At 72.8% G+C, this 24,605-nt stretch carries 25 protein-coding genes; 7 read left to right on the plus strand and 18 right to left on the minus strand.

The window, feature by feature from the left end:
• Positions 1-40 precede the first annotated feature (40 nt).
• From IE275_RS30845 to IE275_RS30890, 10 genes are all read right to left on the minus strand, one after another.
• The gene (locus IE275_RS30845) at positions 41-2,023 is read right to left on the minus strand and encodes an Ig-like domain repeat protein (protein WP_189715189.1); all 1,983 of its coding nucleotides are present in this window, start codon (positions 2,021-2,023) and stop codon (positions 41-43) included.
• A 132-nt stretch (positions 2,024-2,155) separates the two neighbouring features.
• A complete protein-coding gene (locus IE275_RS30850) occupies positions 2,156-4,759 on the minus strand; it encodes a hypothetical protein (RefSeq protein ID WP_189715191.1) in 2,604 nt (867 codons plus the stop codon).
• Positions 4,756-6,414 (minus strand): phosphate ABC transporter substrate-binding protein PstS, encoded by a 1,659-nt coding sequence (locus tag IE275_RS30855; protein WP_189715193.1) that lies wholly within the window; start codon positions 6,412-6,414, stop codon positions 4,756-4,758. The genes IE275_RS30850 and IE275_RS30855 overlap by 4 nt, the downstream gene beginning before the upstream one ends.
• The gene (pstA, locus tag IE275_RS30860) at positions 6,411-7,670 is read right to left on the minus strand and encodes a phosphate ABC transporter permease PstA (RefSeq protein ID WP_189715195.1); all 1,260 of its coding nucleotides are present in this window, start codon (positions 7,668-7,670) and stop codon (positions 6,411-6,413) included. Before pstA ends, IE275_RS30855 begins: the two co-directional genes overlap by 4 nt.
• Before the next feature lies 1 nt (position 7,671).
• On the minus strand, positions 7,672-8,691 hold the full coding sequence (gene pstC, locus IE275_RS30865) for a phosphate ABC transporter permease subunit PstC (RefSeq protein WP_189715196.1): 1,020 nt from the start codon (positions 8,689-8,691) through the stop codon (positions 7,672-7,674).
• 255 nt (positions 8,692-8,946) lie between these two features.
• Entirely contained in the window at positions 8,947-9,360 is a 414-nt protein-coding gene (locus tag IE275_RS30870; protein WP_189715198.1) for a VOC family protein, read from the minus strand.
• Between the two features lie 49 nt (positions 9,361-9,409).
• Positions 9,410-9,613 carry a DUF4287 domain-containing protein gene (locus IE275_RS30875; protein ID WP_189715200.1) on the minus strand — a complete coding sequence of 68 codons (204 nt, stop codon included), beginning with the start codon at positions 9,611-9,613 and terminating at the stop codon, positions 9,410-9,412.
• Positions 9,614-9,763: 150 nt separating this feature from the next.
• Positions 9,764-10,966 (minus strand): serine hydrolase domain-containing protein, encoded by a 1,203-nt coding sequence (locus IE275_RS30880; RefSeq protein ID WP_189715202.1) that lies wholly within the window; start codon positions 10,964-10,966, stop codon positions 9,764-9,766.
• A 103-nt stretch (positions 10,967-11,069) separates the two neighbouring features.
• Positions 11,070-11,795, minus strand: coding sequence for a response regulator transcription factor (locus tag IE275_RS30885; protein WP_189715203.1), 726 nt, complete (start codon positions 11,793-11,795; stop codon positions 11,070-11,072).
• Positions 11,792-12,961: a sensor histidine kinase gene (locus IE275_RS30890; RefSeq protein ID WP_189715204.1), complete on the minus strand. Its 1,170-nt coding sequence runs from the start codon at positions 12,959-12,961 to the stop codon at positions 11,792-11,794. Before IE275_RS30890 ends, IE275_RS30885 begins: the two co-directional genes overlap by 4 nt.
• A 164-nt stretch (positions 12,962-13,125) precedes the next feature.
• Between IE275_RS30890 and IE275_RS30895 the strand changes: the two genes are divergently transcribed.
• Complete coding sequence (locus IE275_RS30895) at positions 13,126-13,944, plus strand: inositol monophosphatase family protein (protein WP_229870730.1); 819 nt, start codon at positions 13,126-13,128, stop codon at positions 13,942-13,944.
• 42 nt (positions 13,945-13,986) lie between these two features.
• On the opposite strand, the gene IE275_RS30900 is transcribed toward IE275_RS30895, so the two are convergent.
• From IE275_RS30900 to IE275_RS30930, 7 genes are all read right to left on the minus strand, one after another.
• Positions 13,987-14,475, minus strand: coding sequence for a DUF5994 family protein (locus tag IE275_RS30900; protein WP_229870731.1), 489 nt, complete (start codon positions 14,473-14,475; stop codon positions 13,987-13,989).
• 270 nt (positions 14,476-14,745) lie between these two features.
• The gene (locus IE275_RS30905) at positions 14,746-15,033 is read right to left on the minus strand and encodes an SCO5918 family protein (protein ID WP_189715208.1); all 288 of its coding nucleotides are present in this window, start codon (positions 15,031-15,033) and stop codon (positions 14,746-14,748) included.
• Between the two features lie 64 nt (positions 15,034-15,097).
• Positions 15,098-15,433: a CBS domain-containing protein gene (locus IE275_RS30910; RefSeq protein WP_189715260.1), complete on the minus strand. Its 336-nt coding sequence runs from the start codon at positions 15,431-15,433 to the stop codon at positions 15,098-15,100.
• A gap of 146 nt (positions 15,434-15,579) precedes the next feature.
• A complete protein-coding gene (locus IE275_RS30915) occupies positions 15,580-17,151 on the minus strand; it encodes a DEAD/DEAH box helicase (protein WP_189715210.1) in 1,572 nt (523 codons plus the stop codon).
• 255 nt (positions 17,152-17,406) lie between these two features.
• Positions 17,407-17,610 carry a cold-shock protein gene (locus tag IE275_RS30920; protein ID WP_030736617.1) on the minus strand — a complete coding sequence of 68 codons (204 nt, stop codon included), beginning with the start codon at positions 17,608-17,610 and terminating at the stop codon, positions 17,407-17,409.
• A gap of 231 nt (positions 17,611-17,841) precedes the next feature.
• A complete protein-coding gene (locus tag IE275_RS30925; protein WP_189715212.1) occupies positions 17,842-18,180 on the minus strand; it encodes a MerR family transcriptional regulator in 339 nt (112 codons plus the stop codon).
• Positions 18,181-18,413: 233 nt separating this feature from the next.
• Entirely contained in the window at positions 18,414-18,767 is a 354-nt protein-coding gene (locus IE275_RS30930; RefSeq protein ID WP_308435715.1) for a hypothetical protein, read from the minus strand.
• 188 nt (positions 18,768-18,955) lie between these two features.
• Between IE275_RS30930 and IE275_RS30935 the strand changes: the two genes are divergently transcribed.
• From IE275_RS30935 to IE275_RS30950, 4 genes are all read left to right on the plus strand, one after another.
• Positions 18,956-19,636, plus strand: a complete 681-nt coding sequence (locus IE275_RS30935; RefSeq protein ID WP_189715214.1) for a hypothetical protein — start codon at positions 18,956-18,958, stop codon at positions 19,634-19,636.
• Between the two features lie 88 nt (positions 19,637-19,724).
• A complete protein-coding gene (locus IE275_RS30940) occupies positions 19,725-20,132 on the plus strand; it encodes a GntR family transcriptional regulator (RefSeq protein WP_189715216.1) in 408 nt (135 codons plus the stop codon).
• Positions 20,129-21,100 carry an ABC transporter ATP-binding protein gene (locus tag IE275_RS30945; protein WP_189715218.1) on the plus strand — a complete coding sequence of 324 codons (972 nt, stop codon included), beginning with the start codon at positions 20,129-20,131 and terminating at the stop codon, positions 21,098-21,100. Before IE275_RS30940 ends, IE275_RS30945 begins: the two co-directional genes overlap by 4 nt.
• Positions 21,097-22,053, plus strand: a complete 957-nt coding sequence (locus IE275_RS30950) for an ABC-2 membrane transporter-related protein (RefSeq protein WP_189715220.1) — start codon at positions 21,097-21,099, stop codon at positions 22,051-22,053. The genes IE275_RS30945 and IE275_RS30950 overlap by 4 nt, the downstream gene beginning before the upstream one ends.
• Before the next feature lie 61 nt (positions 22,054-22,114).
• On the opposite strand, the gene IE275_RS30955 is transcribed toward IE275_RS30950, so the two are convergent.
• Positions 22,115-22,831: a hotdog fold domain-containing protein gene (locus tag IE275_RS30955; protein WP_189715222.1), complete on the minus strand. Its 717-nt coding sequence runs from the start codon at positions 22,829-22,831 to the stop codon at positions 22,115-22,117.
• Between the two features lie 88 nt (positions 22,832-22,919).
• On the opposite strand from IE275_RS30955, the gene IE275_RS30960 reads away from it, so the two are divergent.
• Positions 22,920-23,429 (plus strand): DinB family protein, encoded by a 510-nt coding sequence (locus tag IE275_RS30960; protein WP_229870732.1) that lies wholly within the window; start codon positions 22,920-22,922, stop codon positions 23,427-23,429.
• Between the two features lie 202 nt (positions 23,430-23,631).
• Positions 23,632-24,426 carry a DUF5707 domain-containing protein gene (locus IE275_RS30965; RefSeq protein ID WP_189715227.1) on the plus strand — a complete coding sequence of 265 codons (795 nt, stop codon included), beginning with the start codon at positions 23,632-23,634 and terminating at the stop codon, positions 24,424-24,426.
• The last annotated feature ends 179 nt before the right edge of the window (positions 24,427-24,605 follow it).

The raw sequence follows: 24,605 nt of genomic DNA on the forward strand, positions 1-24,605 counted from the left end.
CTCTCCCTCAGGGTCTCCCCGGCCGCCGGGATCGGGTGGCTCAGGTGGACTTGAGGGTGAAGTCGGCGCCGTTGCGGGAGTTCACCGTGGTGGACCCGGCGTAGAAGGCGTGCAGGGTGTGCCGGCCCTTGCTCAGCTTCGGCAGGGTGACGGTGACCTTGCCGGCGCTCAGGGTGCCGGTGGCGATCACCCGCGAGCCCTCGTAGACGCGGACCGTGCCGCCCGGGGTGGTGCCGGTCGCGGTGACCTTGACGGTGACCTTGGCGCGGGAGGTGTGGGCCACGGAGGCGGGCGCGCTGGTCGCCACGGACGGCGTCGCCTTGGTGATCTTCAGGCTGAGCTTCTCCGAGGAGGAGTTCAGCTTGCTGCTGCCGCCGTAGGAGACGGTCAGGCTGTGCGTGGCCACCTTGAGGTGGTTCGACAGGCTGACGGTGACCTTGCCCGTGGAGGCGAGGGTGCCGGTGCCGAGGGTGGTGGAGCCCTCCTTGACCGTGACCTTGCCGCCGGGGACGACCCCGTGCGTGACGGTGACGGTGACGGCGACCTTCGGGGCCTTGCCGTACGCGGTCGTCGCGGTCGTCGCCCTGGTGGTGCTGGCGTACTTGACCGCGCCGGACCAGGTGGCCTCCGCGCCGGTGCCGTTGACATTGTCGGCGGTGACCGTGGCCGAGTAGGAGCCGGTGGCCAGGTCGGCGAAGGAGTACGACGTGGTGCTCGCCGGCAGGTCCTTCGTGGCGACGACACCGCCGTCCGCGTCCTTCAGCGTGACGCGGTAGTCGGTGACGGGCTGCGCGGGGGCCGGGCTCGGCGCGGTCCAGCTCAGCTTGACGCTCGCGTCGCCGAGGGTGGCGGCGACGGCGGGCTTGGCGGGCGTGCTGGTGTCCAGGCCCGAGATCTCCAGGCCGCCGACCTTGGCGTGCTTGGCCAGGTTCACCGAGCCGTTGTACGACTCGTTCAGGAAGCCGAAGTCCGCGATGACCTTCTCGGCGGTCTCGGAGGCGAGCGCCGCCTCGTGGGTGCCGCTGCTGACGAAGACGTCGTAGAGGTCCTTGTCGAAGAAGATGCTGGTCGGGTCGATGGCCCGGCTCGGCACGACGTTGTAGACGTCACGGCCGAAGGTGGCGTTCTCGTAGTAGCCGGCCACCGGGGTGAGCTTGCCGTTCACCGTGGTGACCGGGTTGGTGGTGCCGGTGTCGCCGGGCAGCCTGACGGCGGCCAGGTGCGCGCCGGCGGCGAAGGCCGTGTCGCTCTTGTTCGGGGCGATGCCGTTGCTCTGCGCGATCCAGCTGCCCACGGAGAACGGGACGAGGGTGCCGTCCTGGGTGAGGGCGTCGTTCGCCTGGTTCTCCTGGACGGTGGGCAGGCCGGTGTCGACCGTGCTCTCGCTCAGGCCGATCGCGCCGAGGAAGAACTTGCGGGTGCCGGAGCCGCTCTGCGGCAGCACCGGGTGCACGGTCTGGCCGTTCACCTCGTGGGTGCTGCCGGCCGCGTACACGTCGTGCAGCTGGGCGACCGTCAGCGAGTCCAGGCCCGAGCCGCGGACCGCGACACCCACCGCGTCCCGCGCGAACGGGATGTAGGTCAGGGCGCTGCCGGAGACGCTCGGGCCGCCGGAGGAGCGGGCGAAGTCGACCTGCCCGGGGATGGCGACACCGGTGGCGGTGGGGAACTTGTCCCCGGTCAGCGACATGCTGAGCGCGGTGCGGCCCGGGCCCGAGCCGTTGGGGCGGGTGAACGACGGACCGGCCGAGCGGGTCTGGACCGTGGCGGAGCCGATCGCGTCGTACGAGGCGAGGCCCGCGCCGGCCGCCGACTTCACGGCCGTGCCCGCGTAGCTCGTGCCGTTGACGGTGTCGCCGGCCAGCGCGTTGAGGACGTCCTGGGTGGTGTCGGAGCCCACGCCGACCAACTGGCGGAAGGTCCCGGCGGGGGTGGGGTCGGCGTACGCCGGGCTCGCGAGAGCCATGCCGCCGGCCACCACTGCGGCGGCGACGAGCGCCGCCGTGGAGCGCGTTCTGCGCATCGAGAGTCTCCGTGACTGTGCGAAGGGAAGGCGGGAAGAGGTGGATCTGGCAGGGTGGTGCGGGCCGTCCGCCCCGACTGTCCTTCGGGGCGGACGGCCGTCCGTGGGGAGCGCCGCCGTTCGCGGTGGCGCTCAGAGGAGCCGGCGCAGCCTCCGTGGCAGGGCCGGCAGCAGGGTCACCGTGCGGCCGCCGGGCAGCGGCACCCGCAGCGGGAGCCGCAGCCGGCCGCCGCCCGCGAAGGGCGCGCCCGCCGCGGCCGCCGCGCCGAGGGCGGCGCCCACGGGGACGGCGTAGCGCAGGGCGTTCGCGGGGTCGGCGGGGGTCGTGCCGAGCGCGGTGGTGCGGACGGCGTCGCCGCCGTCGTACGAGGCCGAGGCGGACGGGGAGGCGCCGGTGCCGCCGGCCGCCGTGGCCGTGCCGGAGCCGGTCGAGCCGTCGGCCGTGGTGCCGGCGGCGCCGGTGTCCGTGCCGGCTCCGCCGCCGGACGAGCCGCCGGTGGAGCCGCCGTCACCGCTGCCGGAGCCGCCGCCCCGGTAGGCGGCCAGGGCTTCCGCGGCGGCGGTGGTGCGCTCGCGCAGCTTCTTCGGCAGCGGGGCGTACCCGGCGGGCAGCCGGCCCGGGTCGGCGCCGCTGACCTGGCCGTCGCCCGCCGCGTACCGCAGCAGGGCCGCGTAGTCCTTGCGGGCGGCCGCTTCGAGGTCGGCGGGGCGGGCGGCCGCGTAGACCAGCTGGGCGAGGGGGTAGGCGCCCTCGGCGGTCGCCCCGGCCGGGGTGATCTCGGCGACGCCCTTGCCGGAGGCGCTCGCGGCGGCGGCGGTCAGGGAGGCGGTGTCCGGTGCGACGAACTTCCCGGCCGTGTTGCGCAGTCGGGCCCTCTGGAGGCCGTAGCGGGTGGCCGAGGCCGCGTCGGTGACGGTGATGACGAACCGGGAGCCGACGGTCTGCGGGCCGGGGCTCTTGAAGGCGGGCGGGCTGGCCAGCGGGTCCCAGGCCGACTTCCACAGGCCGTCCGCGCGGCGGGTGTGCAGCGCGCCGGCGTGCAGGTCGTCGACGTACGGATGGAAGTCGATCATGCACTGGCGCTGGGTGGCGCCGGTGCCCGGCGGGATCGTGCACCAGGGGTCGCTCTTGGGGAAGTCGTCCGTGGCGGACGGGGTGAAGGCGGCGCCGGTCGGGTTCAGGTCCGCGTTGGTGCTGTAGTACGGGTTGACCCGCATGCCCCAGTCGTCGGAGACCCCGGAGAGGAACTGCCGGGCGTCCTTGTCCGCGACGACCCACTGCCACAGGGCGCGGGCCGAGTCGGAGTGGCCGAGCGAGGTGAGCAGGTCGGTGTCGGTGGCCGGGGTCTCGGCGACCGACAGATGCGCGAACTCCGGGTTCAGCTCGACGAACTCGGGATCGGTCGCCAGACCGGCCGGGTTGTTCTTCGCCCAGCCGTAGCCCTGGGCGGCGGTGGAGCCGATCACCGCCCCCCAGGGGGAGTTGCGGTAGGACTCGGTGAGCAGCTTGGCCACCAGCCGGGGGGTGAGGTCGATGGACTCGACCTTGGTGCCGGCGAGGCGTTCCACCGACTCGGGTGCCCCGGCCTTCGGACGCCGTTCGACGGTGAACCCGATGACCGTCCCGGAGAGCGCGACCGGCGCGTACGAGGTGGTGCCGGAGGGTGCGGCCGTGCCCGCGTCGGCGCCCAGGGCGCGGGTGGTGAAGGCGAGACCGGAGGAGCCGTCGTTCGTCAGCCGGGCACGGGCGTCGGGCTCGCCGAGTTCGGTGTAGCCGTAGACCTTGCCGGACGGGCACAGGGCCGACTGCCAGCTGGTCATGGCGTCGGCCGCCAGCTCGCTGCCGGCGGTGGGTCGTTCGGCGGAGCCCAGGGCGCAGTTGGTGCCGACCGGGTTGAACCTCAGCGGGATCGCGACCCGGTTCTGCCAGTTGGTGGAGGACACCGGGGAGCCCGCGTTGACCTGGCTGCGGTCGGCGTACGGCTTCCCGTCGAGGTCGAGCCGGCCCTGCGGGACGATCACCAGCCAGCAGTCGCGCGGCTTGGTCGTCCCGCCGGTGGTGACCGGCGCGCCGCAGCCCAGATGCGGTGCCTCGTTGGCGGTCTGGACCTCGAAGAACTCCTGGCCGGTGCCGTCGGCGCCGGTGCGGGCGAAGTCGACCTCGTTGGTGGTGTTGCGGTTGAAGTACGGGTTGTTCTGGGTGTTGCCGGTGACCGTGTCGCCGCTGACCGGCTTGAAGGGGACCTCGCCGGGTGCGTTCGGGTTGGCGGCCCCGTACCGGTTGTCCTGGCCGTAGTTGGTGGGGTCGGCGCTGTAGAAGACCCGGCGGGTGTCGTCGTAGTCGTTGCCCGGCCAGCTGCCCCGGTCGGTGGTCGGGGAGCCGCCGTACTGGCACTGGGTGCGCGACGGGCCGGGGTTGGCGGGGACCGTGCCGTCGTCGTCGCCCCAGCACTGCATGATCTGCACGAAGTCGGTGTTGAACAGCGTGCCCGCGAAGGTGGTCGGGGTGCCGCCGCTCCAGGAGACGGTGATCGCCTGGCTGGTGAGGTGGGTGGTCTGGTCGACCGTGAACCTCATGTCCTTGAACTCGCCGCGGCCGGAGACGGTGACGCTGCCGGCGGCTCCCGTGCCCGCGGCGGTGGCGGGCGGGGCGGCCTGGGCGACCGCGAGCCCGGCGAGGGCGCCGACGGCGGCACCGGCCACGATCCGGGTGAGGACCCGGCGTACGGACTTCATCGCGTGCTCCCGTCGGAGGGGCGCTTGCCGCCGCCGAGCAGGCGGGACACCACGGACGGCAGGAGGATCAGCCCGAGCACCAGGACCGAGGCCAGCACCATCAGGGTCTGGGTGCCGGTCCAGCCGGTGCGCCCGGCGACCGCGACCGGCTGCGCCAGCGCGACCGTCCCGTCGGCGGCCGTCCCGCCGCTGCCGCTCGAGGTGCCGCCGCCGGCCGCCGCGCCCGGGCTCAGGGTCTGGCCGGTGTCGGGGTCGACGGACGGCTGCCCGGTGGAGCCGGAGGTGCCGCCGCCGCCCGTGGAGCCGCCGGAGGCGCCGGCCGCCGTGCCGCCGCCGGATCCGCCGGACGCGCCCCCGGAACCACCGCCGGAGCCGGTCGGCTTGGCGCCGCCGCTGCCCGAGGTGCAGGGCGCGGCGCCCTTCTTGTCGCACGCCTTGGGGTAGGGGGCGGTCTCGGCGAGCTTGTTGCGGCCGCTGGTGGTGAAGGTCGGGTTGTTGCAGTTACGGGTGTTGATGTTCTGCGCCTGGACGCCGGGGATGCGGCGGATCTGCTCGAAGCCCGCCTGCACCAGGTTGATCGGCAGCGGCGAGTAGCCGAGATCGGGCGCCTGCTGCTGGCCCTGGCACATGAAGTAGTAGGAGAACGCGCCGAGCGTCTTGCCCTTGGCCTTGGTGAAGGTGCCCTGCACCTTCAGCGGCAGGATCATGTACGAGTAGCTGGACAGCGGGTAGTTGCGGCGGTCGCTGTCGTTGTAGACGCCCTCGAGCCGCTGGGTGAGGTAGTCGGCGGAGTTCCTGTTCGTGTTGATCTTCGCCTTGAGCAGCGAGACCGCCACGTTCTGCGGGGTGGGCTCGGTGTAGTAGCCCGCGTGGTTGAGGACCTTGGCGACCGGATAGTGCGCGTTCAGGGCGTAGGAGTAGTTGACGTACCCGATGGCGCCCTCGCCGTAGTTCTGGGCGACGTAACCGGCCACACCGAGGTCGCCGGACTGGGCGATCATCCCGGAGACGGTCGGGAAGTACGAGGTCTGCCCGCAGGCCCCGGAGCGGCCGACCCTGGCGCAGTACGCCTGCCACAGCGACCTGTGCTGGTCGGCCATCCACATCGTGAACTGGGCCGTCGAGCCCGAGCCGTCGGATCGGACGACCGGCACGATCGTGCGGTGGGGGAGCTGGAGCCCGGGGTTGTCGGCCTTGATGACGGGGTCGTCCCAGGTCTTGATCACCCCCGTGAAGATCTTGGTGACGACGTCCCCCGAGAGGCGGAGGTTGGTGACCCGCTTCCCGTTGACGGTCAGGTGGTACATGAAGACGGTCCCGCCGGCCACGATCGGCATATAGGCGTACGAGCCCTGCGCGGGGCGTTCGGCCGCGCTGCCGTCCGTGGGGCTGGTCTGGAACGGGATGTCGGAGACGGCGAAGTCGACGGTGCCGGAGAGGAACTGGCGGCGGCCGTCCGAGGAACCGGTACCGGCGTAGGAGATGCGCATGCCGTACTGGTTCACCGCCCTGCGCCATTCGTCGACCGCGTTCTCGGCCCAGGTGGAGCCGGCGCCGGCGATCGGGGTGTAGCTGTCGGCGGAGGCGGGGGTGGCCGTGGTGAGGATGCCTATGAGTGCGGCCAGGATGCCGAGCCGTCTGAGGGCGGTGATCATCGGTCGCTGTCTCCGTTGTCGGGTGCGGGCTGTGGGTGGCTGGTCGCGCAGTTCTCCGCGCCCCTGGGGGAGTTGCTGTCGCCGTATCGTTCGATGTCCCGGCGGGACGCTCGGGCGGTCCTTCGCGCCTGGCGTTTGGTCTGGTGGCCCGGGCCCCTGCCGCCGATCACCCGGGCGACGGCGAACAGGATCAGGACGATGGCCATCAGGACCGCCGCGGAGCCGAAACCGCGGGCGATCATCGTGGGCTCAGGGGACTTCACGAAGTTGAAGACGGCCAGGGGGAGGGAGACCATCGGGCCGCTCGTCGGGTCGGCGTTGAGCGCGGCGGTGAAGCCGGCCGTCAGCAGCACGGGCGAGGTCTCGCCGATGCCGCGCGCCGTGCCGAGGATGACCGCCGTGGCGAGGCCGGAGCGGGCGGTCGGCAGGACGACGTGCCAGACGGTCCGCCAGCGCGGGGCGCCCAGCGCCTCCGCCGCCTCCGTCAGCGTGCCGGGGACCAGCCGCAGCACCACGTCCGAGGCGCGGATCACGATCGGCAGCATCATCACGCTGATCGCGAAGCCCGCCGCCAGCCCCGACTTCTGCATGCCGAGCCCGAGGATCCAGACGGCGTACACCATGAGGCCCGCCACGATCGAGGGCAGCGCGGTCATCGCCTCGACGATGGTCCGCACGAACCGGGAGAAGCGGCCCGGGATCTGGTTGAGGTAGACCGCGCAGGCCAGCCCCAGCGGGACCGTGATGGCGAGCGCGATGGCGATCATGATCAGGGTGCCGAGCATCGCGTGGGCGATGCCGCCGTTGCTCAGCGGGTCCAGCGGGCCCGCCGCCTGCATGTCCTGGGTGAAGAAGTTGCCGTGCGGCAGCGCCTCCCGCCCGCGCCACGCCGTGAAGCCGACGACCAGGGCGAGCGCCGTGAACAGCAGCCCCGCCGCCGTCCACAGCACGGCGGTCATCACCCGGTCCCGGACCGCCTGGCCGTCCTCCTCCAGGCCGGTGAGCACGGCGTAGAGCACGAGGAAGGCGGCGTACCAGGTCACGGTGAAGCCCAGCGCGCCGGAGAACGGCGCGATCTGCCCGAACAGCAGCACCGCCACGCACAGCGCGGAGGCCGCGGCGCCGCACAGCGCCAGCACCCCGGAGCGGGTGGGGCCGCCGATCCGGCGCGGCTCGTCGGCGACGGGCGGGACGGCCCCGGCCGGCTCGGTCACCGGCGCGGACGTCCGTGCCGGCTCTGTTTCCACGACGGTCATGTCATGCCTCGCTCTGCGCGCCGGACCGGGAACGGGCCACGATGGAGGAGGCGGTGAAGTTGACCGCCAGGGTGAGCAGGAAGAGCGCCAGACCCGCCGCCATCAGCGCCGACATGCCGAACTCGGAGGCATCTCCGTAGTGCAGGGCGATCAGCGAGGAGACCGAGTTGGAACCGGTCTGAAGGATGTGCGGCTGGATGACGAAGACCGGCGAGATGATCAGGTACACGGCGATGGTCTCGCCGAGTGCCCGCCCGAGCCCGAGCATCGTGCCGCCGATGACGCCGCCCTTGCCGTAGGGCAGGACGACCGCGCGGATCATGCCCCAGCGGGTGGCGCCGAGCGCGTACGCGCCCTCGCGTTCGCCGGCCGGGGCCTGCGCGAACACCTCCCGCATCACCGAGCACTGGATCGGCGCGACCATCAGCGCGACGACGAGCCCGGCGACGAAGGCGGACGCGGTGTAGACGCTGTCCGAGGCGAGCGGCTCGCCGGGCTGCGTGCCGTCGACGGCGAACAGCGGAATCCAGCCGAACCAGGTGGACAGCCACCGCGACAGCCCGATCACGTGCTGCTGGAGGAAGAACAGCCCCCACAGCCCGTACACCACGGAAGGGACGGCCGCCATCAGGTCGACCAGCGTCACCAGGGTGCGGCGCAGGCCGCGCGGCGCCACGTCGGAGATGAACAGCGCGGTCCCGACGGCCAGCGGCACGGAGATCGTCACCGCGACGACCGCGATCAGCAGGGTGCCGGTGAGGACGGCCGCGATGCCGAAGTTGTGCACGTCCGGCTGCCATTGGGCGGTGGTGAGGAACCCCAGCCCCCTGGCCCGCAGCGCCTGACCGGCCCTCAGCAGCAGGAACAGTCCGACGGCCGCCATGATGCCGAGGACGACGACCCCTGTGGCCGTGAGCTGGTACCGGAAGATCCGGTCGCCGACCCCACGTGCCGTGTGCAGGTGCCGAGGAACGGGTCTGTCAGGTTCCGGCTCGCCGGAAACCTCCGGTACGGACACCACTGCGCCCCCAAGAAACGATTCGCCCCGCGCCGTCCCGTGATCGGGGAGCGCGGGGGAGAGTCAATGGCCGGATCCTGTCCCCCCAACCCGTCGGATGTGGACGAGATGTGAATTGCTCATGGCGCTTTCGTGGGGTGGCTGTGGAGCGGGCGCCTGGAGGACGGTCGAGGGGGCGGTCGGGGGGCGGGACGGCGCAGGGGCCATGACCCGAGTCGGGTGATGGCCCCTGTGGGGGTGTGTGCCTGCGGCGGTCGGTCAGTCCTTGGGCTGCACGATGTTGACCATCCACGGGATGCCGAACCGGTCCGTGCACATGCCGAACACATCGCCCCACATCTGCTTGTCGAGCGGTACGGACACCGAGCCGCCGGCCGACAGCTTCTCCCAGTAGCCGCGCAGGTCGGCGTCGTCGTCGCCGCTCACGCTCACGGAGAAGTTGTTGCCCGTCGTCTGCTCCATGCCGGGCGGGGAGTCGGCGCCCATCAGGGTGAAGCCGCTCGGGGTCTCCAGCATGCCGTGCATGATCTTGTCGGCGTCGGGGGTGCCCCCCTGGCCGAAGTCGCCGTAGGTGTTGAGGGTCAGCGTGCCGCCGAACACCTCCTTGTAGAACTCCATCGCCTGCCGGGCGTCGCCGCCGAAGCTGATGTACGGATTGAGCCGCGAAGCCATGTGAACCTCCACGAAGAGGAGCAAAAAGGTCAGGTCCGTCGTGCGCAGACTAGCGCTCCGCGAGGGTGTGGGCGACGAGGGCGTTGGCGTGGCCGTGGCCCAGGCCGTACTCGGACTTCAGCCAGGCGACCAGCTCCATGTGCCGGGTCAGCGGCGAGGCGCGGATGAGGTCCTTCCACTCCGCGATCGGTCGGCCGTACTTCTTCTCGATGGAGGGGAAGTAGCTCGCGGGGCCCTTCACGGCGGCGGTCATGGCAGCGGTCTCCCGTCGGGTGGGGTGTTGTTGTCGTGCTGTATGACCGGCGGCGGTGCGCGAACTCATCGGTGGGCGCGAGATGTTCCGGAAGCAGGGACGGGCCGCTGTTCGTGGACGACCGCGGCGCTCAGGGCGCGAGCGAAGACCCTACGGCCGGCCGAATGCCGCCACCATGAGGTTCAGGGCGACCTGGTTCATGTCGGAGCCCTTGGCGTCCGTGGAGTTGACGCTGTAGACGAGGACGCGGGAGCCGTCCCGGGTGGAGGCGATGGCCGTGTTGTAGCCCCAGCGGCCGCCCGTCTTGCCCCACACCTCACGGCCGCCCAGCCGCTTCATCGAGAGGCCGACGGAGTACGCCGCCGGGTCGCCGCTGCCGAAGGCCGTCACGGGCGGCAGCGTGAACATCTCCTCCAGGAGCGGGCCGCGCACGACCCGCCCCCGGAACAGCGCCTTCGTGAACCGCTCCAGGTCCGCCGTGGTCGAGACGAGGTCACCGGCCGCCCACCCGTCCGTCGTCCCCCACACGGACACGTCGCGCAGGCCGACCGTCCCGTCGTCCAGGGTCATCGTCTGGTAGCCGTGGTTGTGCGGGCCGACGATGCGCGGGTTCGCCCCGGGGAGATACGTGTCGCGCAGCCCGAGCGGCCGCAGGATCCGGCGCGCGACCTGGTCCTCGTACGAGTCGCCGGTCACGTGTTCGATCAGCAGTCCGGCGATCGTGTAGCCGATGTTCAGGTAGTGCTGCCGCTCGCCGGGCGGGAACTCGGGCTTCTTGGCGGTCGCCGAGCGCACCATGTCCTCGGGGTCGTGGACCAGGAAGCGGTTCGCGTACCACTCCTCGACCGTGGACCCCGGGAAGTCGGGCGCCGGGATGCCGTGCGTGTGGTTGAGCAATTGCCGCACGGTCACCCCCGCGTACGCCGCCGGGATCAGCTCCGGCAGGTAGGAACGGGCGGTCCGGTCCAGGTCCAGGGCACCCTCGGAGGCCAGCTGAAGGACGACCGCGGCCGTGAAGACCTTGGTGACCGAACCGGCGCGGAAGCGGCCGGCCGGGTCGGCGGGCCGACCGCTCGCCAGGTCGTGGACACCCGAACTGCCGCGCCAGACACCGTCGGTACCGCCGACCCGCACCAGGGCGGCGGTCGCGTCGGCCGTCGGCAGTCCGGCGATGGCCGCCTCCAGCGCGGCGGCCGGCACCTCCGCCGGCGCCGCTGTCGGCGTGGTGTTCACGGACGCGGATCCCCCGGTCGGCCCGGCGGCGGTGGACGCGAGGGCCGGGACGACCGACGGCCCCGCCGCCACGCCCAGGACGAGTGCCGTGGCGAGCAGCGTGCGCATCGTGTTCTTCATGGTCAACTCCGCGAGGACGAGCCGTCGTTGTGGACGCTCCCATCCTTATGACCTGGGGCTCCCCGCGGATCGCCCGCACCGGCGGTCCTCGGCGGCCGGTCCCTCACCGGCGCGGGGGAGGCACCGGCCCGGACCCTCCCCCGCCCGGGGGAGGAGCGGCACCGGACGGCTCGTCACCGGCCGCGATCAGCCCCGTCTCGTAGGCGCAGATCACGGCCTGGATCCGGTCCCGCAGCCCCAGCTTGGCCAGCACGTTGCCGACATGCGTCTTGACGGTGTGATCGCTGACGACCAGCTCGGCGGCGATCTCGGCGTTGGACAGCCCGCGCGCGAGCAGCAGCAGTGTCTGCCGCTCCCGCCCGGTCAGCACGTCGAGCCGGGGATCCGCCCGCCGCGGCCGGGCGGGCGCGGGCCGCGTGTACTGCTCCACCAGGCGCCTGGCCACGGACGGCGCGAGCAGCGAGTCGCCCCGGGCGACAACCCGTACCGCGTGCACGAGATCGTCCCGGCGCACGTCCTTGAGCAGGAAGCCGGCCGCGCCCGCGTGCAGGGCCTCGTACACGTACGCGTCGGAGTCGAAGGTCGTCAGCATCACGGTCCGGCAGCCGCTCACGGCATGGATCGCGCGGCAGGCCTCGATGCCGTCCATGCGGGGCATCCGGATGTCGAGCAGTGCCACGTCGGGCGTGTGCCGGCGTACCGCCTCGACCGCCTCGGCGCCGTCGCCCGCCTCCGCGACGACCTCGATGTCCGGCTGGGCGTCCAGGATCATCGCGAAGCCGCTGCGCACCAGCTCCTGGTCGTCGGCCACCACCACCCGGATCGTCACCGCGCCACCTCCGCCCCGGCCGGCGCCGATGCCGGGACCGGTATCCGGACCCGCACCTCGAACCCCCGGCCGTCCGGACCCCGCCCGGTGACCGCGGTCCCGCCGAGCGCCGCCGCCCGCTCCCGGATCCCGGCGAGCCCATGACCACGGCCGGTCCCGGCCCGCGGCCCGCACCCGTCGTCGGTGACCACGACACACACCTCGGGCCCCTCATAGGCGAGCCGGACGACCACGGTACGGGCGCCCGCGTGCTTGACGGTGTTCGTCAGGGCCTCCTGGACGATCCGGAAGACGCTCGCCCCGGTCGCCTCCGGTACCGGCCGTACAGGTCCCGCCGTCGCGTGGACGACGTCGAGACCGCTGCCGCGCACCCGGTCGAGCAGCGCGGGCAGCTCACCGAGCCCGGGCTGCGGCTCGCGCGGGGCGTCGCCGTCCGCCGGGCCTTCGCCGTCCCGCAACACCCCCAGCATGTGCCGTAGTTGGGCCATGGCGTCCCGGCCGGCCGCGGAGATCGCGTCGAACGCGGCCTCGGCCTTCTCCGGAGCCGTACGCACCGCCACCGGCCCGGCCTCGGCCTGCACGATCATCAGGCTCACCGCGTGGGCGAGGACGTCGTGCATCTCCCGGGCGATCCGGGCCCGTTCCCGCGCGGCGGCCCGCTCGGCCTCGACCTCGTGGGCCCGCTGGCGTGCGTCGGTCAGCCGCCCGAAGACATAGGCCGCCGCGAACACGAAGAGGGAGAAGGTCAGTTCACGCGCCGTACGGGTGTTGAGCCACACCGACCCGGGCACGGCGACCAGGATCAGCAGCCCGGTGACCAGCCGCTTGGACGGCGGCGAGCCGGCGGCGATCGTGTACACGATGACCAGCCCGGTGTACGGCAACGGCTGCCCCGGCCCCTCCACGGCCAGCTTGTACAGGGCGCTGGTCCCCACGATCGCGAGCAGCACGGCCACCGGGGCCCGCCGACGCCAGACCAGCGGGACCACGGTGAGCGAGGTCAGCCCGTACGCCGGCCAGGACGCCGGTGGCAGCTCGGCCGACCGCGGCACCACGAACGGCATCGTCATCGCCGCCTGCACCAGCAACGCGATCCCGACATCCACCAGCAACGGCCGGCCCGTTCCCCAGGCCCGCGCCCGCACCCACCACCCCCGCAGACTCATCACGCCCCGAACGCTAGCGGGCGCAAGGCCCACCCATGCGCGGAACGTGTGCCCGCTGCCGCCCCGGCCGCACCCCGCATGCACTCCGGCGACACCGGAAATCCCTCCGCCGTACGCCGGGCCGCGCACGACGTGCCCCGTGGGGAGCGGCTAGCCTCCCGGGAGTGGACATTCCGAAGCGCGATCTGGACCGGGCCCTGGAGATCGCGACGGAGCTCGCGGGCCGGGCGTCGGAGACGATCCGCCGTGCCGGCGCCGCCGCGCCGGCCGCCGTACGCCAGAAGGCCGGCCCCGCCGACATCGTCACGGACACGGACGAGACCGTGGAGGCGCACGTCCGCGAGGTGCTCGCGGCGGCCTTCCCCGGGTACGGGATCGTCGGCGAGGAGTACGGCGCCACGGAGGGCCTCCCCGGCACCCCGCACTGGGTGATCGACCCGGTCGACGGCACCACCAACTTCGCGCACGGCCTGGGCTGGTGCTCCTTCTCCCTGGGCCTGGCCGCGCCCGACGGCACGCCGCTGCTCGGGGTGGTCGCGGACCCGTGGCGGGGCGAGACGTTCACCGCGGTGCGCGGCCGGGGCGCCCACCTGAACGGCGTCCCCGTCCGCGCCGCCGACCACACCACCCTCACCGGTCACGTCTTCCTCACCGAGTGGGCGGCGCACGCCCACTGGCCCGGTATGGACGCCCTGCTCGCCGACCTCGCGGACCGCCATTGCACGGTCCGCGTGATGGGTTCCACGGCGCTCTCCCTGGCCCAGGTGGCGGCGGGCCGGGCGACCGCTGCGGCGATCGGCGAGTTCCACGCCGTCGACGGACTGCCCGCCCTGCTGATCGCGCGGGAGGCGGGCGCGATCGCCCTGCCCGAACTCCCCGCCCATGACGAGCCGTTGCTGCTGTCGGCCCCGGGCGTGGCCGAGGAGGCGGCGCGGATCTGGCGCAGGTCACGGGAGCGGGAGACGGCCCACGGGGCTCACTGACCGTGTCGGGGGCGGGGGTCACCGACCGTGCCGGGGCGGGGGTCACCCGCCGTCGTGGCCCTCGAAACCGGTCTCGGCGAGCGCCAGCATGTGCGCGGCGGTGAGGGCGTTGCGCGGATCGGCGGCCGTCGCCAGCAGCCAGGTCGCCGCCGCGGCCGACCGGCCGGGCGGGATGACCAGCAGTTCCCAGCGGCCCACGGTGCCGCAGTCCAGGGCGATGGCATGCGCTTCCGTGTCCACCGCCGACAAGGTCACCTCGATGAGGTGACCGGGTGTCGTGATCGTGCGCGGGGCGTCGGGCCAGGCGACGGCGTCCACGGTGACCCGGGTGACGGTGCCGAGGCCCGGGTCGAGCGAGCCGACCAGCGCGGGCAGTTCGAGCTCCAGCATGTCGCAGCGCGGCCACCAGGCGCCGTCCAGCGGACCGTGGCTGACACCCGGGGTGAGGGCCAGCCGGGCCACGGGCATCCGGTAGGTGCGCGCTCCCTCCGGGGGGACATCCTCGGCCGGCGTTCCGGTGACGTCCATCATGAGATCCCGTCCCGGGCGGCTCGCGGCCGTCCGCTTCCGTCGTGCGCCGTGCACGGAACCACTGGGGCCGTGCAGCGCGAGATGCTCTCGGTGGAGCAAGCGTACGGTCGGGCCCCCGGAACGCGCCGTCCGAATTCCCACGCGGGGGAGGACGGACAGGTCGTCAGGGATGTCGGCGGCTCGCGGGAGGCGAGGTTTCACCGGCCCAGCATCCCTCACCGGCCCAGCATCCCTCACCGGCCCAGCATCCCTCACCGGCCCAGCAGTCCCTCACCAGCCCAGCAGTCCCTCGTCGGCCCGCGCGTCCCGGCTCGGCGCGGCCGGGCGCGCTTCGTGACAGGTGAAGCCGAGCCGGGTCAGCGCCCGCCGCATCTCGCCCGTGGTGAAGTCGCGGCGGTTCTGCCGGGTGATCACTTCCCCGACCTGCATCACGGGGTAGACGTGCGCGCCGATGGTCACGGACACGCCGCTGACCGGTTCGGGCGTGATGCCGCTCATCGACTGCTCGATCTCGCTCTTGGTCAGGTCGAAGGGGAACCGGGCGATGACACAGCGCATGGATGCCTCCACAGGGTCGGGCGGGAGCCACGGGAGCGGTCGGCCGCGCGAGGGCGGACGGCGGTCAGGGAGTGAGAGCCAGGACGCCCAGGGCGTAGCCGTGCTCGTCGATCACGGGGGAGACGTCCAGGGTCCGGTCCCGCATGGCGTCCTCCGCCTCGCTGAGCACGGCCACGGACGAGGTGAACGGCCCGCGGTCGAGCGGGATGTCCCGCAGCCGCGTCCGGTTGCCGTACCAGCCGCCGCCGCGGTGCGCGGAGAGCTGGGCCCGGGTGACGAGCCCCGCGCACCGGCCGTCCTCGTCCTGGAGCAGCAGGTGCGGGACGCGGGCGCCGATCAGCACGGACATCGCCACGTCGACGGTCATGTAGTCCTCGACCTGGGGCCCGGGGGCGTGCATCGCGTCACGGGCGGTCAGACCGGTGCCGTCGGCGTACCCGGTCGGTGGGTGGGGTGTGTTCGGCGTCACGGGCTTCTCCTTCGTCGGGACGGGCAGGACGGGCGTGGGCTCGTCCTGCCCGCTGGGAGTGCGTCCCCGTGCCTGGGTTACGGGTTGGTCCTCGGGGTGGAGCGACGGGCTCGGGAGGCGGTGCGTCCGCCGCCGTTGCCCCCGTTGCCGCCGGCACCGCCGTTGCCTCCGCGGCCGGAGGGCCGGCCCCTGCGGCCGCGGCCGCCCGATCCGGTGCGCTCGCTGCGTTCGGCGACGGGCGCGGCGATGGTGACGGGCACACCGGAGGGTGTCCGGGCGCCGGTGATGCGATGCAGCTCTTCCTCCCCCGGACGGATCCGGGCGGTCTGCGCGGTGATGCCGGCATCGGCCATCAGACGGTCCATCGAGCGCCGCTGGTGCGGCAGGACGAGGGTGACCACCGTGCCGGACTCGCCGGCCCGGGCGGTACGGCCGCCGCGGTGCAGGTAGTCCTTGTGGTCGGAGGGAGGATCGACGTTGACGACCAGGTCGAGGTCGTCGACGTGGATGCCGCGGGCGGCGACGTTGGTGGCCACCAGGACCGTGACGTGGCCGTCCTTGAACTGGGAGAGCGTCCGGTTGCGCTGCGGCTGGGACTTGCCACCGTGCAGTGCCGAGGCGCGCACGCCGACGGACAGCAGGTGCTTGGCCAGCCGGTCCACCGCGTGCTTGGTGTCCAGGAACATGATCACTCGCCCGTCGCGGGCGGCGATCTCGGTCGCGGCGGTGTGCTTGTCCGCGTCCTGCACGTGCAGCAGATGGTGCTCCATCGTGGTGACGGCTCCCGCGGACGGGTCGACCGAGTGCACCACGGGGTCGTGGAGGTAGCGCCGCACCAGGAGGTCGATGTTGCGGTCCAGGGTGGCCGAGAACAGCAACCGCTGACCTCCGGGCCCGACTTGGTCGAGCAGCGCGGTGACCTGCGGCATGAAGCCCATGTCGGCCATCTGGTCGGCCTCGTCCAGGACGGTGACGGCGACCTGGTCCAGCCGGCAGTCGCCCCGTTCGATGAGGTCCTTCAGACGGCCGGGGGTCGCCACGACGACCTCGGCACCACCGCGCAGCGCACTCGCCTGGCGGCCGATCGACATGCCGCCCACCACGGTGGCGAGCCGCAGCCGCAGGGAGCGGGCGTAGGGAGCGAGCGCGTCGGTGACCTGCTGGGCCAGTTCCCGGGTGGGGACGAGCACGAGGGCGAGCGGCTGCCGGGGCTGGGCCCGCTGACCGTCGAGCCGGGCCAGCACGGCCAGGCCGAAGGCGAGGGTCTTGCCCGAGCCGGTGCGCCCGCGGCCCAGCACGTCCCGGCCGGCCAGCGCGTTCGGCAGGGTGGCCGCCTGGATCGGGAAGGGCACGCTCACGCCTTCGGCGCGGAGGGCCGCCAACAGACGGGCGGGCATGTCCAGTTCGGCGAACGCCTCGACCGCCGGCAGCGGCTCGGTGAGGGTGACGGGCAGGGCGAACTCCTGCCGGCGGGGGGCGGAGCGGCCTCGCTGGCCGCCCATGCGTCCGGCGTTCGGCCGCTGAGCCTGCCGGCCCGACTCCTGTGTACGGGAGCGGCTGCCGCCCCGGGCGGAGCCTGCGGTGAGTGTGGAGCTTCGGTCCGTGCGGGAGCGACCGGAGCCGCCGTCGTTACGGCGGGTGCGGTTCATGGAGGAACCTTCCTCGATGCGGCGTATCGAGGAATTCCGTCCGGCGGTGTGTGAGCCGCGCGAGGATTCGCAAGAATGAGCCGAAGAAAAAGCGAAAGCCGGGCCGCTCGGTGTATTGAAACCGGGGCCGTCGGCGATGCGGGGAATCCGGGAAACTCAGGAAGCCCGGCAGAAATCCGGGGAAAACCCGGGAAAACAACGGGCTGGGGCCCGCACCCCTAGAGTGCGGGCCCCAGTCGCGTTGGCGCGTCAGCGTCAGGCGGGAACGATGTTCTCGGCCTGCGGGCCCTTCTGGCCCTGCGTGACGTCGAAGGTAACCTTCTGGCCTTCCTGAAGCTCGCGGAAGCCGGTGGTGGCGATGTTCGAGTAGTGGGCGAACACGTCAGCGCCGCCACCGTCCTGCTCGATGAAGCCGAAGCCCTTTTCCGCGTTGAACCACTTCACGGTGCCAGATGCCATATTGAATCTCCCTTGGGGGGCAGTGCCGGACTCCGCACTTTGCGGATCCGAGTCGCCGCGATGATCACCCCTCCGGAAAGATCCGGAAAGCTCTGCAAAGACACAAATCTCTGGTAACCAAAACTGCAACTGGTATCACGCTAACACAGGTGGGGTGGAAACCCCCATCGTTTTCTGGTGGGCGCCGTGAACCCTCATGCCGCTGGAGTACTCATTTCTGTACCGGCGGGACTAGATATTCGGGCTGTGCTCGTCCAGCTTCCTGCGCATTTCACGGTTGAGGCGGAGGGCGTCGTCCAGTTCGTCCTCGAGCGTGATGATGCGGCACGCGGCCTCGATGGGGGTGCCCTGGTCGACCAGCTCGCGGGCGCGGGCGGCGACGCGCAACTGGCGGCGGGAGTACCGGCGGTGGCCGCCCTCCGAACGCAGTGGAGTGATCAGCTCGGCTTCGCCGATCGCCCGGAGGAAGGCGGGGGTGATGCCGAGAACGTCGGCGGCCCGTCCCATGGTGTAGGCGGGGTAGTCGTCGTCGTCGAGGTTCCCGGCGACGGGGGCGTTCTCAGCGGGCATGACACCTTCGTTTCGCGGACGCGGCGAGGGGTGCGGGAGCGCGTGGCACCCGTGTGCTCCGAAACGACTCGGCACCCTCTGCCTCGTGCGACAACCCTAACGCCGCCGGGCTCGGACATGTGGCGCCGCCGGGACAGACTTTCGGGCGTCCGGTGCGGGGGCCGGCTTTCGGGTGTCCGGTGAGGGGGCCGGCTTGTGGGCTTCCCGTGGGGAGGCCGCCCGGTCGGCCTGCGTCAGCTCGGTTCGTCGGTGTGGGTGCGCCGGGCCTGGGAGCGGCTGCTGTCCAGCCAGGGGGAGGGCGTGGACGGGTCGCCGATGGTGCGGCGGGTGTCGACCGTCAGATGGAGCAGGGTGCCGCGTCCGTTCGGGCCGGCGGGATAGCTGCGGGGTTCGTCGCAGGGGAACACCTGGCGCAGGACGAGGGCGACCCGGCGGGCGACGTCGGGGTCGGCCGCGATGATGCGCACCTCGGCGAGTCCCTCGTCCGCGGGCGGGATCTCCCAGGTCTCGGCGGGCCTGCCGAGAGCCTCGGCGGCCCTGTCGACGTCGTCGGAACGGCCGGACCTCGTCGCATGCGTGGACGCCACTGCGTGCTCCTTCGCCGGCCGGCCCCCGGTCCCTCCACGGTACTCCCGGGCCCGTCCTCGGCGGAGGCGGGCGGGAGTACGGTGAAGGTGCCGAGGGTTATCCGTGCGCCCGCTGCCACGCGGTGCCGTTCTCGGCGAACGACGACGCCGGGCCGGCCCCGTCCGGACCCGGGGCAGGAGTTCGCCTCATGACCGTGAACGTGCCCGGCCGGAGGGGCCCGCAGGGGCCGTCGCCCCTGGAGGGGGAGCGCATCCGCCCGCTGTCCCGATGGCAGATCGAGGACCGGCTGGAGGAGCTCGGCGACCTGTACGCGGAGACCTCCGGCGGCGATCCGCGGGCCTGGAACCAGGACCGTGAGCTGTTCCTGCGCCGGCTGGTCGGAGAGCTGCACCGACCGGGCTTCACCCTGCTGGTCGCGGAGCGGAGCGTGATCGAGGAACCGGCCGGAGCGGGCGGGCCCACCGGTTCCGGGGACACCAGCCGCCTGGCGGGATGCGCCTACGGCTTTCCGGTCCGCGCGTGGGGGCCCTGGTGGCGGGGGCTGGACGGCTATCTCCCGCAGGACCTGCTGCGGCTCGCCGCCTCCGGGCGGCTCTTCGCGGTCTCCGGGCTCGTGGTCCACTCCCGGGTGCGCAACCAGAACCAGGGCCGCGACTGGAACCTCGCCCGGCGCCTGCAACGGCGGTTGCTCGCCGACCACGCCGCCGGGCTCGCCGGTCACCCGGCCGTCCTCGGCGTCACGCTGGTGGACCGCGACGACCACGTCACCCTCCGGGCCCTGCGGGCCTGGGGCTGGCGCTCCGCCACGGCCGACACCCCGGATCCGCCCCGCTCGGCGCCGTGCCGCGCCCTGATCATCGGGCCGTGACCGGCGCCACCGTTTGACACCGGGATGCCGCTCCACCATGCTTGTGCTAATGCATTAGTACAAGCATGGTGGAGCCAGGGAAGGTGACGTGGTCGAGTACCGGATCGACCGGGGCAGCGGCGTACCGGCCTACGTCCAGATCGTCGAGCAGACCGAACGGGCGCTCCGGATGGGCACGTTGAGGGTCGGGGACAAGCTGCCCACGGCCCGGGAAGTGGTGGCGGCGACCGCCGTCAACCCCAACACGGTGCTCCGGGCCTACCGCGACATGGAGCAGGCCGGTCTCGTGGAACTGCGCCGCGGACTGGGGACCTTCGTGACGCGGTCGCTCGCGCGGCCCGGCGCCGAGGACGACTCCCCCCTGCGCGCCGAGCTCACTGCCTGGACGGCCCGCGCGCGGGCGGCGGGACTGGAGAGGGCCGACGTCCTCGCACTGGTCACAGCCGCCCTGGACGCCTACGACAACGAGCAGCACAGCAAAGAGGAGGACGCATGACCGGGCCTGACGCGCCGGCCGCACTGCGCGCCACGGGACTCGGATTCCGGTACCGGGCACGGGGCGGCTGGGCCCTGCGGGACTGTGAGTTCACCGTGCCCTGCGGCCGTGTCACCGCCATCGTCGGACGCAACGGCGTCGGCAAGAGCACCCTGCTGCACCTGGCCGGCGGCCTGCTGCGCGCCCGCCGCGGGGAACTGCGCGTACTGGACGTCGTACCGGGGACGCCCGAGGCCCGCGCCCGGGTCGCCCTGCTCACCCAGGACAAGCCGCTCTACCCCCGCTTCACCGTGGCCGACACCCTGCTGATGGGCGAGAAGCTGAACACCTCGTGGGACCGGGCGGCCGCCGAGAACACCGTCCGCGAGGGCGACATCCCGCTCACCGCCCGGGTCGGCGAGCTGTCCCCCGGCCAGCGCACCCGCGTCGCGCTCGCCCTGGCCCTCGGCAAGCGGCCCGAACTGCTGCTGCTCGACGAGCCGATGGCCGACCTCGACCCCGTGGCGCGCGGCGAGATCATGGCGACGCTGATGACCGAGGCCGCGGATCACGGCACGAGCATCGTGCTGTCCTCGCACGTCCTGCCCGAGCTGGAGACGACCTGCGACTGGGTGCTGCTGCTGCGGAACGGCCGTGTCGAGCTGAGCGAGGACGCCGACGCCCTGCGCGAGAGCCACGCCGTCCTGACCGGACACGCCGACCAGGAAGAGCTGCTGACCGGCCCCGCCGACCGCGCATCCCTTCCGACCGGCCCCGCCGGCCGGACCGACACCCCCGCCGGACGGCACACCGTCGTACACCGCCGGGTCGGCGTCCGGCAGATGACCGCCCTGGTGCGGCAGCGCGGCCCGTTGCGCGGCGACTGGCACGTCGAACGTCCCAGTCTGGAGAACATCCTGATCGGCTACCTCCAGGCCGCCGACCCGCAGGGCCCCGCCCTCGCCGAGCGGACGGAGGCGGCGGCGTGAACGGCTCCCTCTGGCTCGCGTGGCGCCAGCAGCGCACACTCGTCGGCGCCGGCGCGGCCGTCCTGGCAGCCGCCGCCGCGCTCGCCGCCTACTACCGCTCGGGCATGCTGGACGCCCTGCGCACCGGCCTGTTCGACCACTGCGACCCCGGCCCGCTGTACTGCGCGCGCGGCGACACCGGCTCGCCCCTGCTGCTGGACATCCAGCCGCTCCAGTACCTCGGGGCGCTGAACATCGTCCTGCCCGTCCTGATCGGCGTCTTCTGGGGCGCCCCGCTCCTCGGCCGCGACCGGGAACTGGGCACGCACCGCGTGATCCTCGCCCAGGGCGTGAGCCGCGGCCAGTGGTTCGCCTCCCGGTTCGCCCTCGCCGCGGTCACCGCGACGGCCCTCTCCGGCCTGCTCGCGGCAGTGTTCGCGTGGTGGTGGCGACCGGCCGCCGACCGCAGCTACGGCCTGTTCTGGTACGAGACCTCCGCCCTGAGCGGCTCGGGCCCGCGGGTCGTCGCGGCCGCCCTGTTCGGTCTCGCGGCCGGCACCCTGCTGGGCCTGCTGGCCCGCCGCGTCCTGGCCGCGATGGGCCTGACCCTCCTGGCCACCGGGGTGATGACGCTCGTACTGGAGTGGACGCACAAGACGCGGCTCCTGGTCGCACCGCACACCTACGTCAGCGCCGGCATCGCCCCCAAGCCGCTCATGGGCGAGAAGTGGACGACCGGCAACTACGGCCTGATCACCGCCTCCGGCCGCCACGACGACGTCCTGAACTGCCCCTTCCCGTCCGGCGCCGAACTCAGGGCGTGCATGGACCGGCACGGGTACGTCGCCCGCTTCTACGAGGCCAACCCGGCCGGCGACTACTGGACCTTCCAGTGGATCGACACCGCGGTCCTCGGCGGCCTCGCCGTCCTGCTCACGGTCGTCACCGTGCTGCTCCTGCGCCGCCGCGTCTGACCGCACCGCACCGAGACCCTGACCCTGACCCGGAGCTGACGGGGGGGCGCCACCGAGGGCGCTACCGGGGATCCACCCACAGCGCCGAGGCGACCGCGCAGAGCTCGCCCCCCGCCGTGGTCAGGGCGGCACCCATCCGGTGCTTGCGCCCTTCCTCCGCAAGGACCCACGCGTACGACACCAGCCGCGAGGAAACCGGCACCGGCCGGAGCAGCCGAGCGGTGAGCGAGGCCGTCAGCGCCCCCTCCCGCACGGTCCCCCGCAGCCGCCCCGCGGCGTTTCCGGGGCAGTCGAGCGCCCCCCACACCAGCTCCGCCGGCAGCATCCCCTCCGTGTCGGCGAGCGCGGGCCCGGCCGTCCAGGCGGTGGCCACCAGATCCCGTCCCGGCACGACCCCGCAGTGCTGGCGCAGCCCGGTGTCGGGCGTGCGGTCGAGTCCGCATCCGAAGCAGTCCACGACCCCCTCCGGCGGAGCCGCGCGGTACGCCTCGGCCGCGGCAGAGGCCTCCTCCCAGGAGGGCGGTGCGGGCACCTCCAGGTCCAGCTCACCGGCCGCGGCCACCGCGAGAACCCCGTCCGCACCGGTCAGCACGGCCCCGCCGCCGGCGGTCCGGGCGAGCCCCAACGGCACCTCCACCGGCGTCGGCCGCCGGAAGTCCACCCGTACGGTCCCGGCGGCCACCCGCCCGGCGAGCGTCCCGGCGACGAATCCGCCGAACGCCACCCCGGGATACCCGCACAGCCGGCCGGGCACCGTGATCGTCTCGATGTCGGTCATGGCGCTCACTCCACCACACCCCGTCCCCGGCGGCCGCAGGGCCAAGGTACGTTCGACGCACCACGTCGGCCCCCGAGAGGAATACACCGTGACCGTCGAACGCATCGGCCCGCCCCTGTTCGGCACGGAGCGCGAGACGCTGCGGGCGTTCCTGGACTTCCACCGGGCGACCCTGGCGATGAAGTGCGAGGGCCTCACGGAGGAGCAGCTCAAGGAGCGGTCGAGCCCGCCGTCGACCCTCTCCCTGCTCGCCCTGGTCCGCCACCTGGCCGAGGTCGAACGCGCCTGGTTCCGCCGGGTGTTCGACGACCAAGCCGCCCCGATGGTCTGGTCGGAGAAGGAGTTCGACTTCCAGGCCGCGTACGACACCGAGGGCGCGAGCGCCGACGAGGCGTTCGCGGCGTGGAAGGCCGAGGTCGAGCACTCGCGCCGCATCGAGCGCGACGCCGACTCCCTGGACCTCGCGGGGCACCAGCCGCGCTGGGGCGAGGACGTGTCCCTGCGGATGGTGATGCTCCACATGATCCTGGAGTACGGCCGCCACAACGGCCACGCGGACTTCCTCCGCGAGGGCGTGGACGGCACGGTCGGCGCCTGACCCACGCGCCCGCCCTCCACCAACTCCGCCTGCGATCAATGGAGTTGTGAAGATCTCTCCACGGTGCGACCATCCCGGAGGTTCGGCAGTCACCTTCGGTGCCGTCCGTGCAGCCGAGGCGGCTCGGGCCGCCCTCGCCCGTTTCGGTCCCCGGCGGTCATGACCCGGGGCCACCAGAGAGTGTTGGGGGAAACACACACCTATGCGTAAACGCGCCACCGTGACCGCCATCGCCGGAGCCCTGGCCCTGTCCACGTTCGCCGCTCCGGGCGCCGCCCGGGCGGACGAGTCCGTGGGCGACACCCGGATCACCAAGGTGGTCGTCAACGGCGGATCCGACATCGTGCTGGGCACCACGAGCCCGAAGACCTTCACCCTCGCGGTGACCGCCACCGACGACTCGGGCATCAAGGAGGACTACAACGTCCCCGCGCTGTGGCACGGGGCCGGCCAGGTGATGCCCGACGACCCTTGGGGGCTGGTGCTCCCCGACGACCCGTCCGGCGACTGCGTGGCCCACAGTGCCACCACGACCACCTGCACCTTCACCCTCACCATGAATCCGCGGATCGACCCGCAGGACAACACCACGGCCGGAACCTGGAAGGTGTGCGCCGGCGCCACCGGCAACGACTGGGACTACGTCTCCAAGGACGTCGCGGCCACGGTGAAGGTCAGGCGTGCCGCCAGGCTGACGGTCAACGCCTCGCCGGAACCGGTGAAGAAGGGCAAGACCCTCACCGTCACCGGCGGCCTGACGCGAGCCAGCTGGGAGACCTACAAGTACGCCGGCTACACCGGCCAGCCGGTGAAGCTCCAGTTCCGCAAGAAGGGCACCGCCACGTACACCACCGTCAAGACGGTGACCACGGGTAGCGGCGGCGCCCTGAAGACCACGGTCAAGGCCACCACCGACGGCTACTGGCGCTGGTCCTTCGCCGGCACCCCCACCACCGCGAACGCCACCACCACGGCCGACTACGTCGACGTACGGTAGCCGCCGGACCGACCCCGCGCCCCACGACGAGGTGGCGCCCACCGGTCCGGACAACAAACAACCCCCGGGTCCATGACCTGGGGGTTCGTGGTGGAGCGGGTGACGAGAATCGAACTCGCGCTCTCAGCTTGGGAAGCTGCGGGCATTTGAGGCTGATTCTTGCCCTGGCCTGGGGAAAC

Origin of the sequence: Streptomyces phaeofaciens, from assembly GCF_014648915.1 — a bacterium.
GTDB lineage: Bacteria > Actinomycetota > Actinomycetes > Streptomycetales > Streptomycetaceae > Streptomyces > Streptomyces phaeofaciens.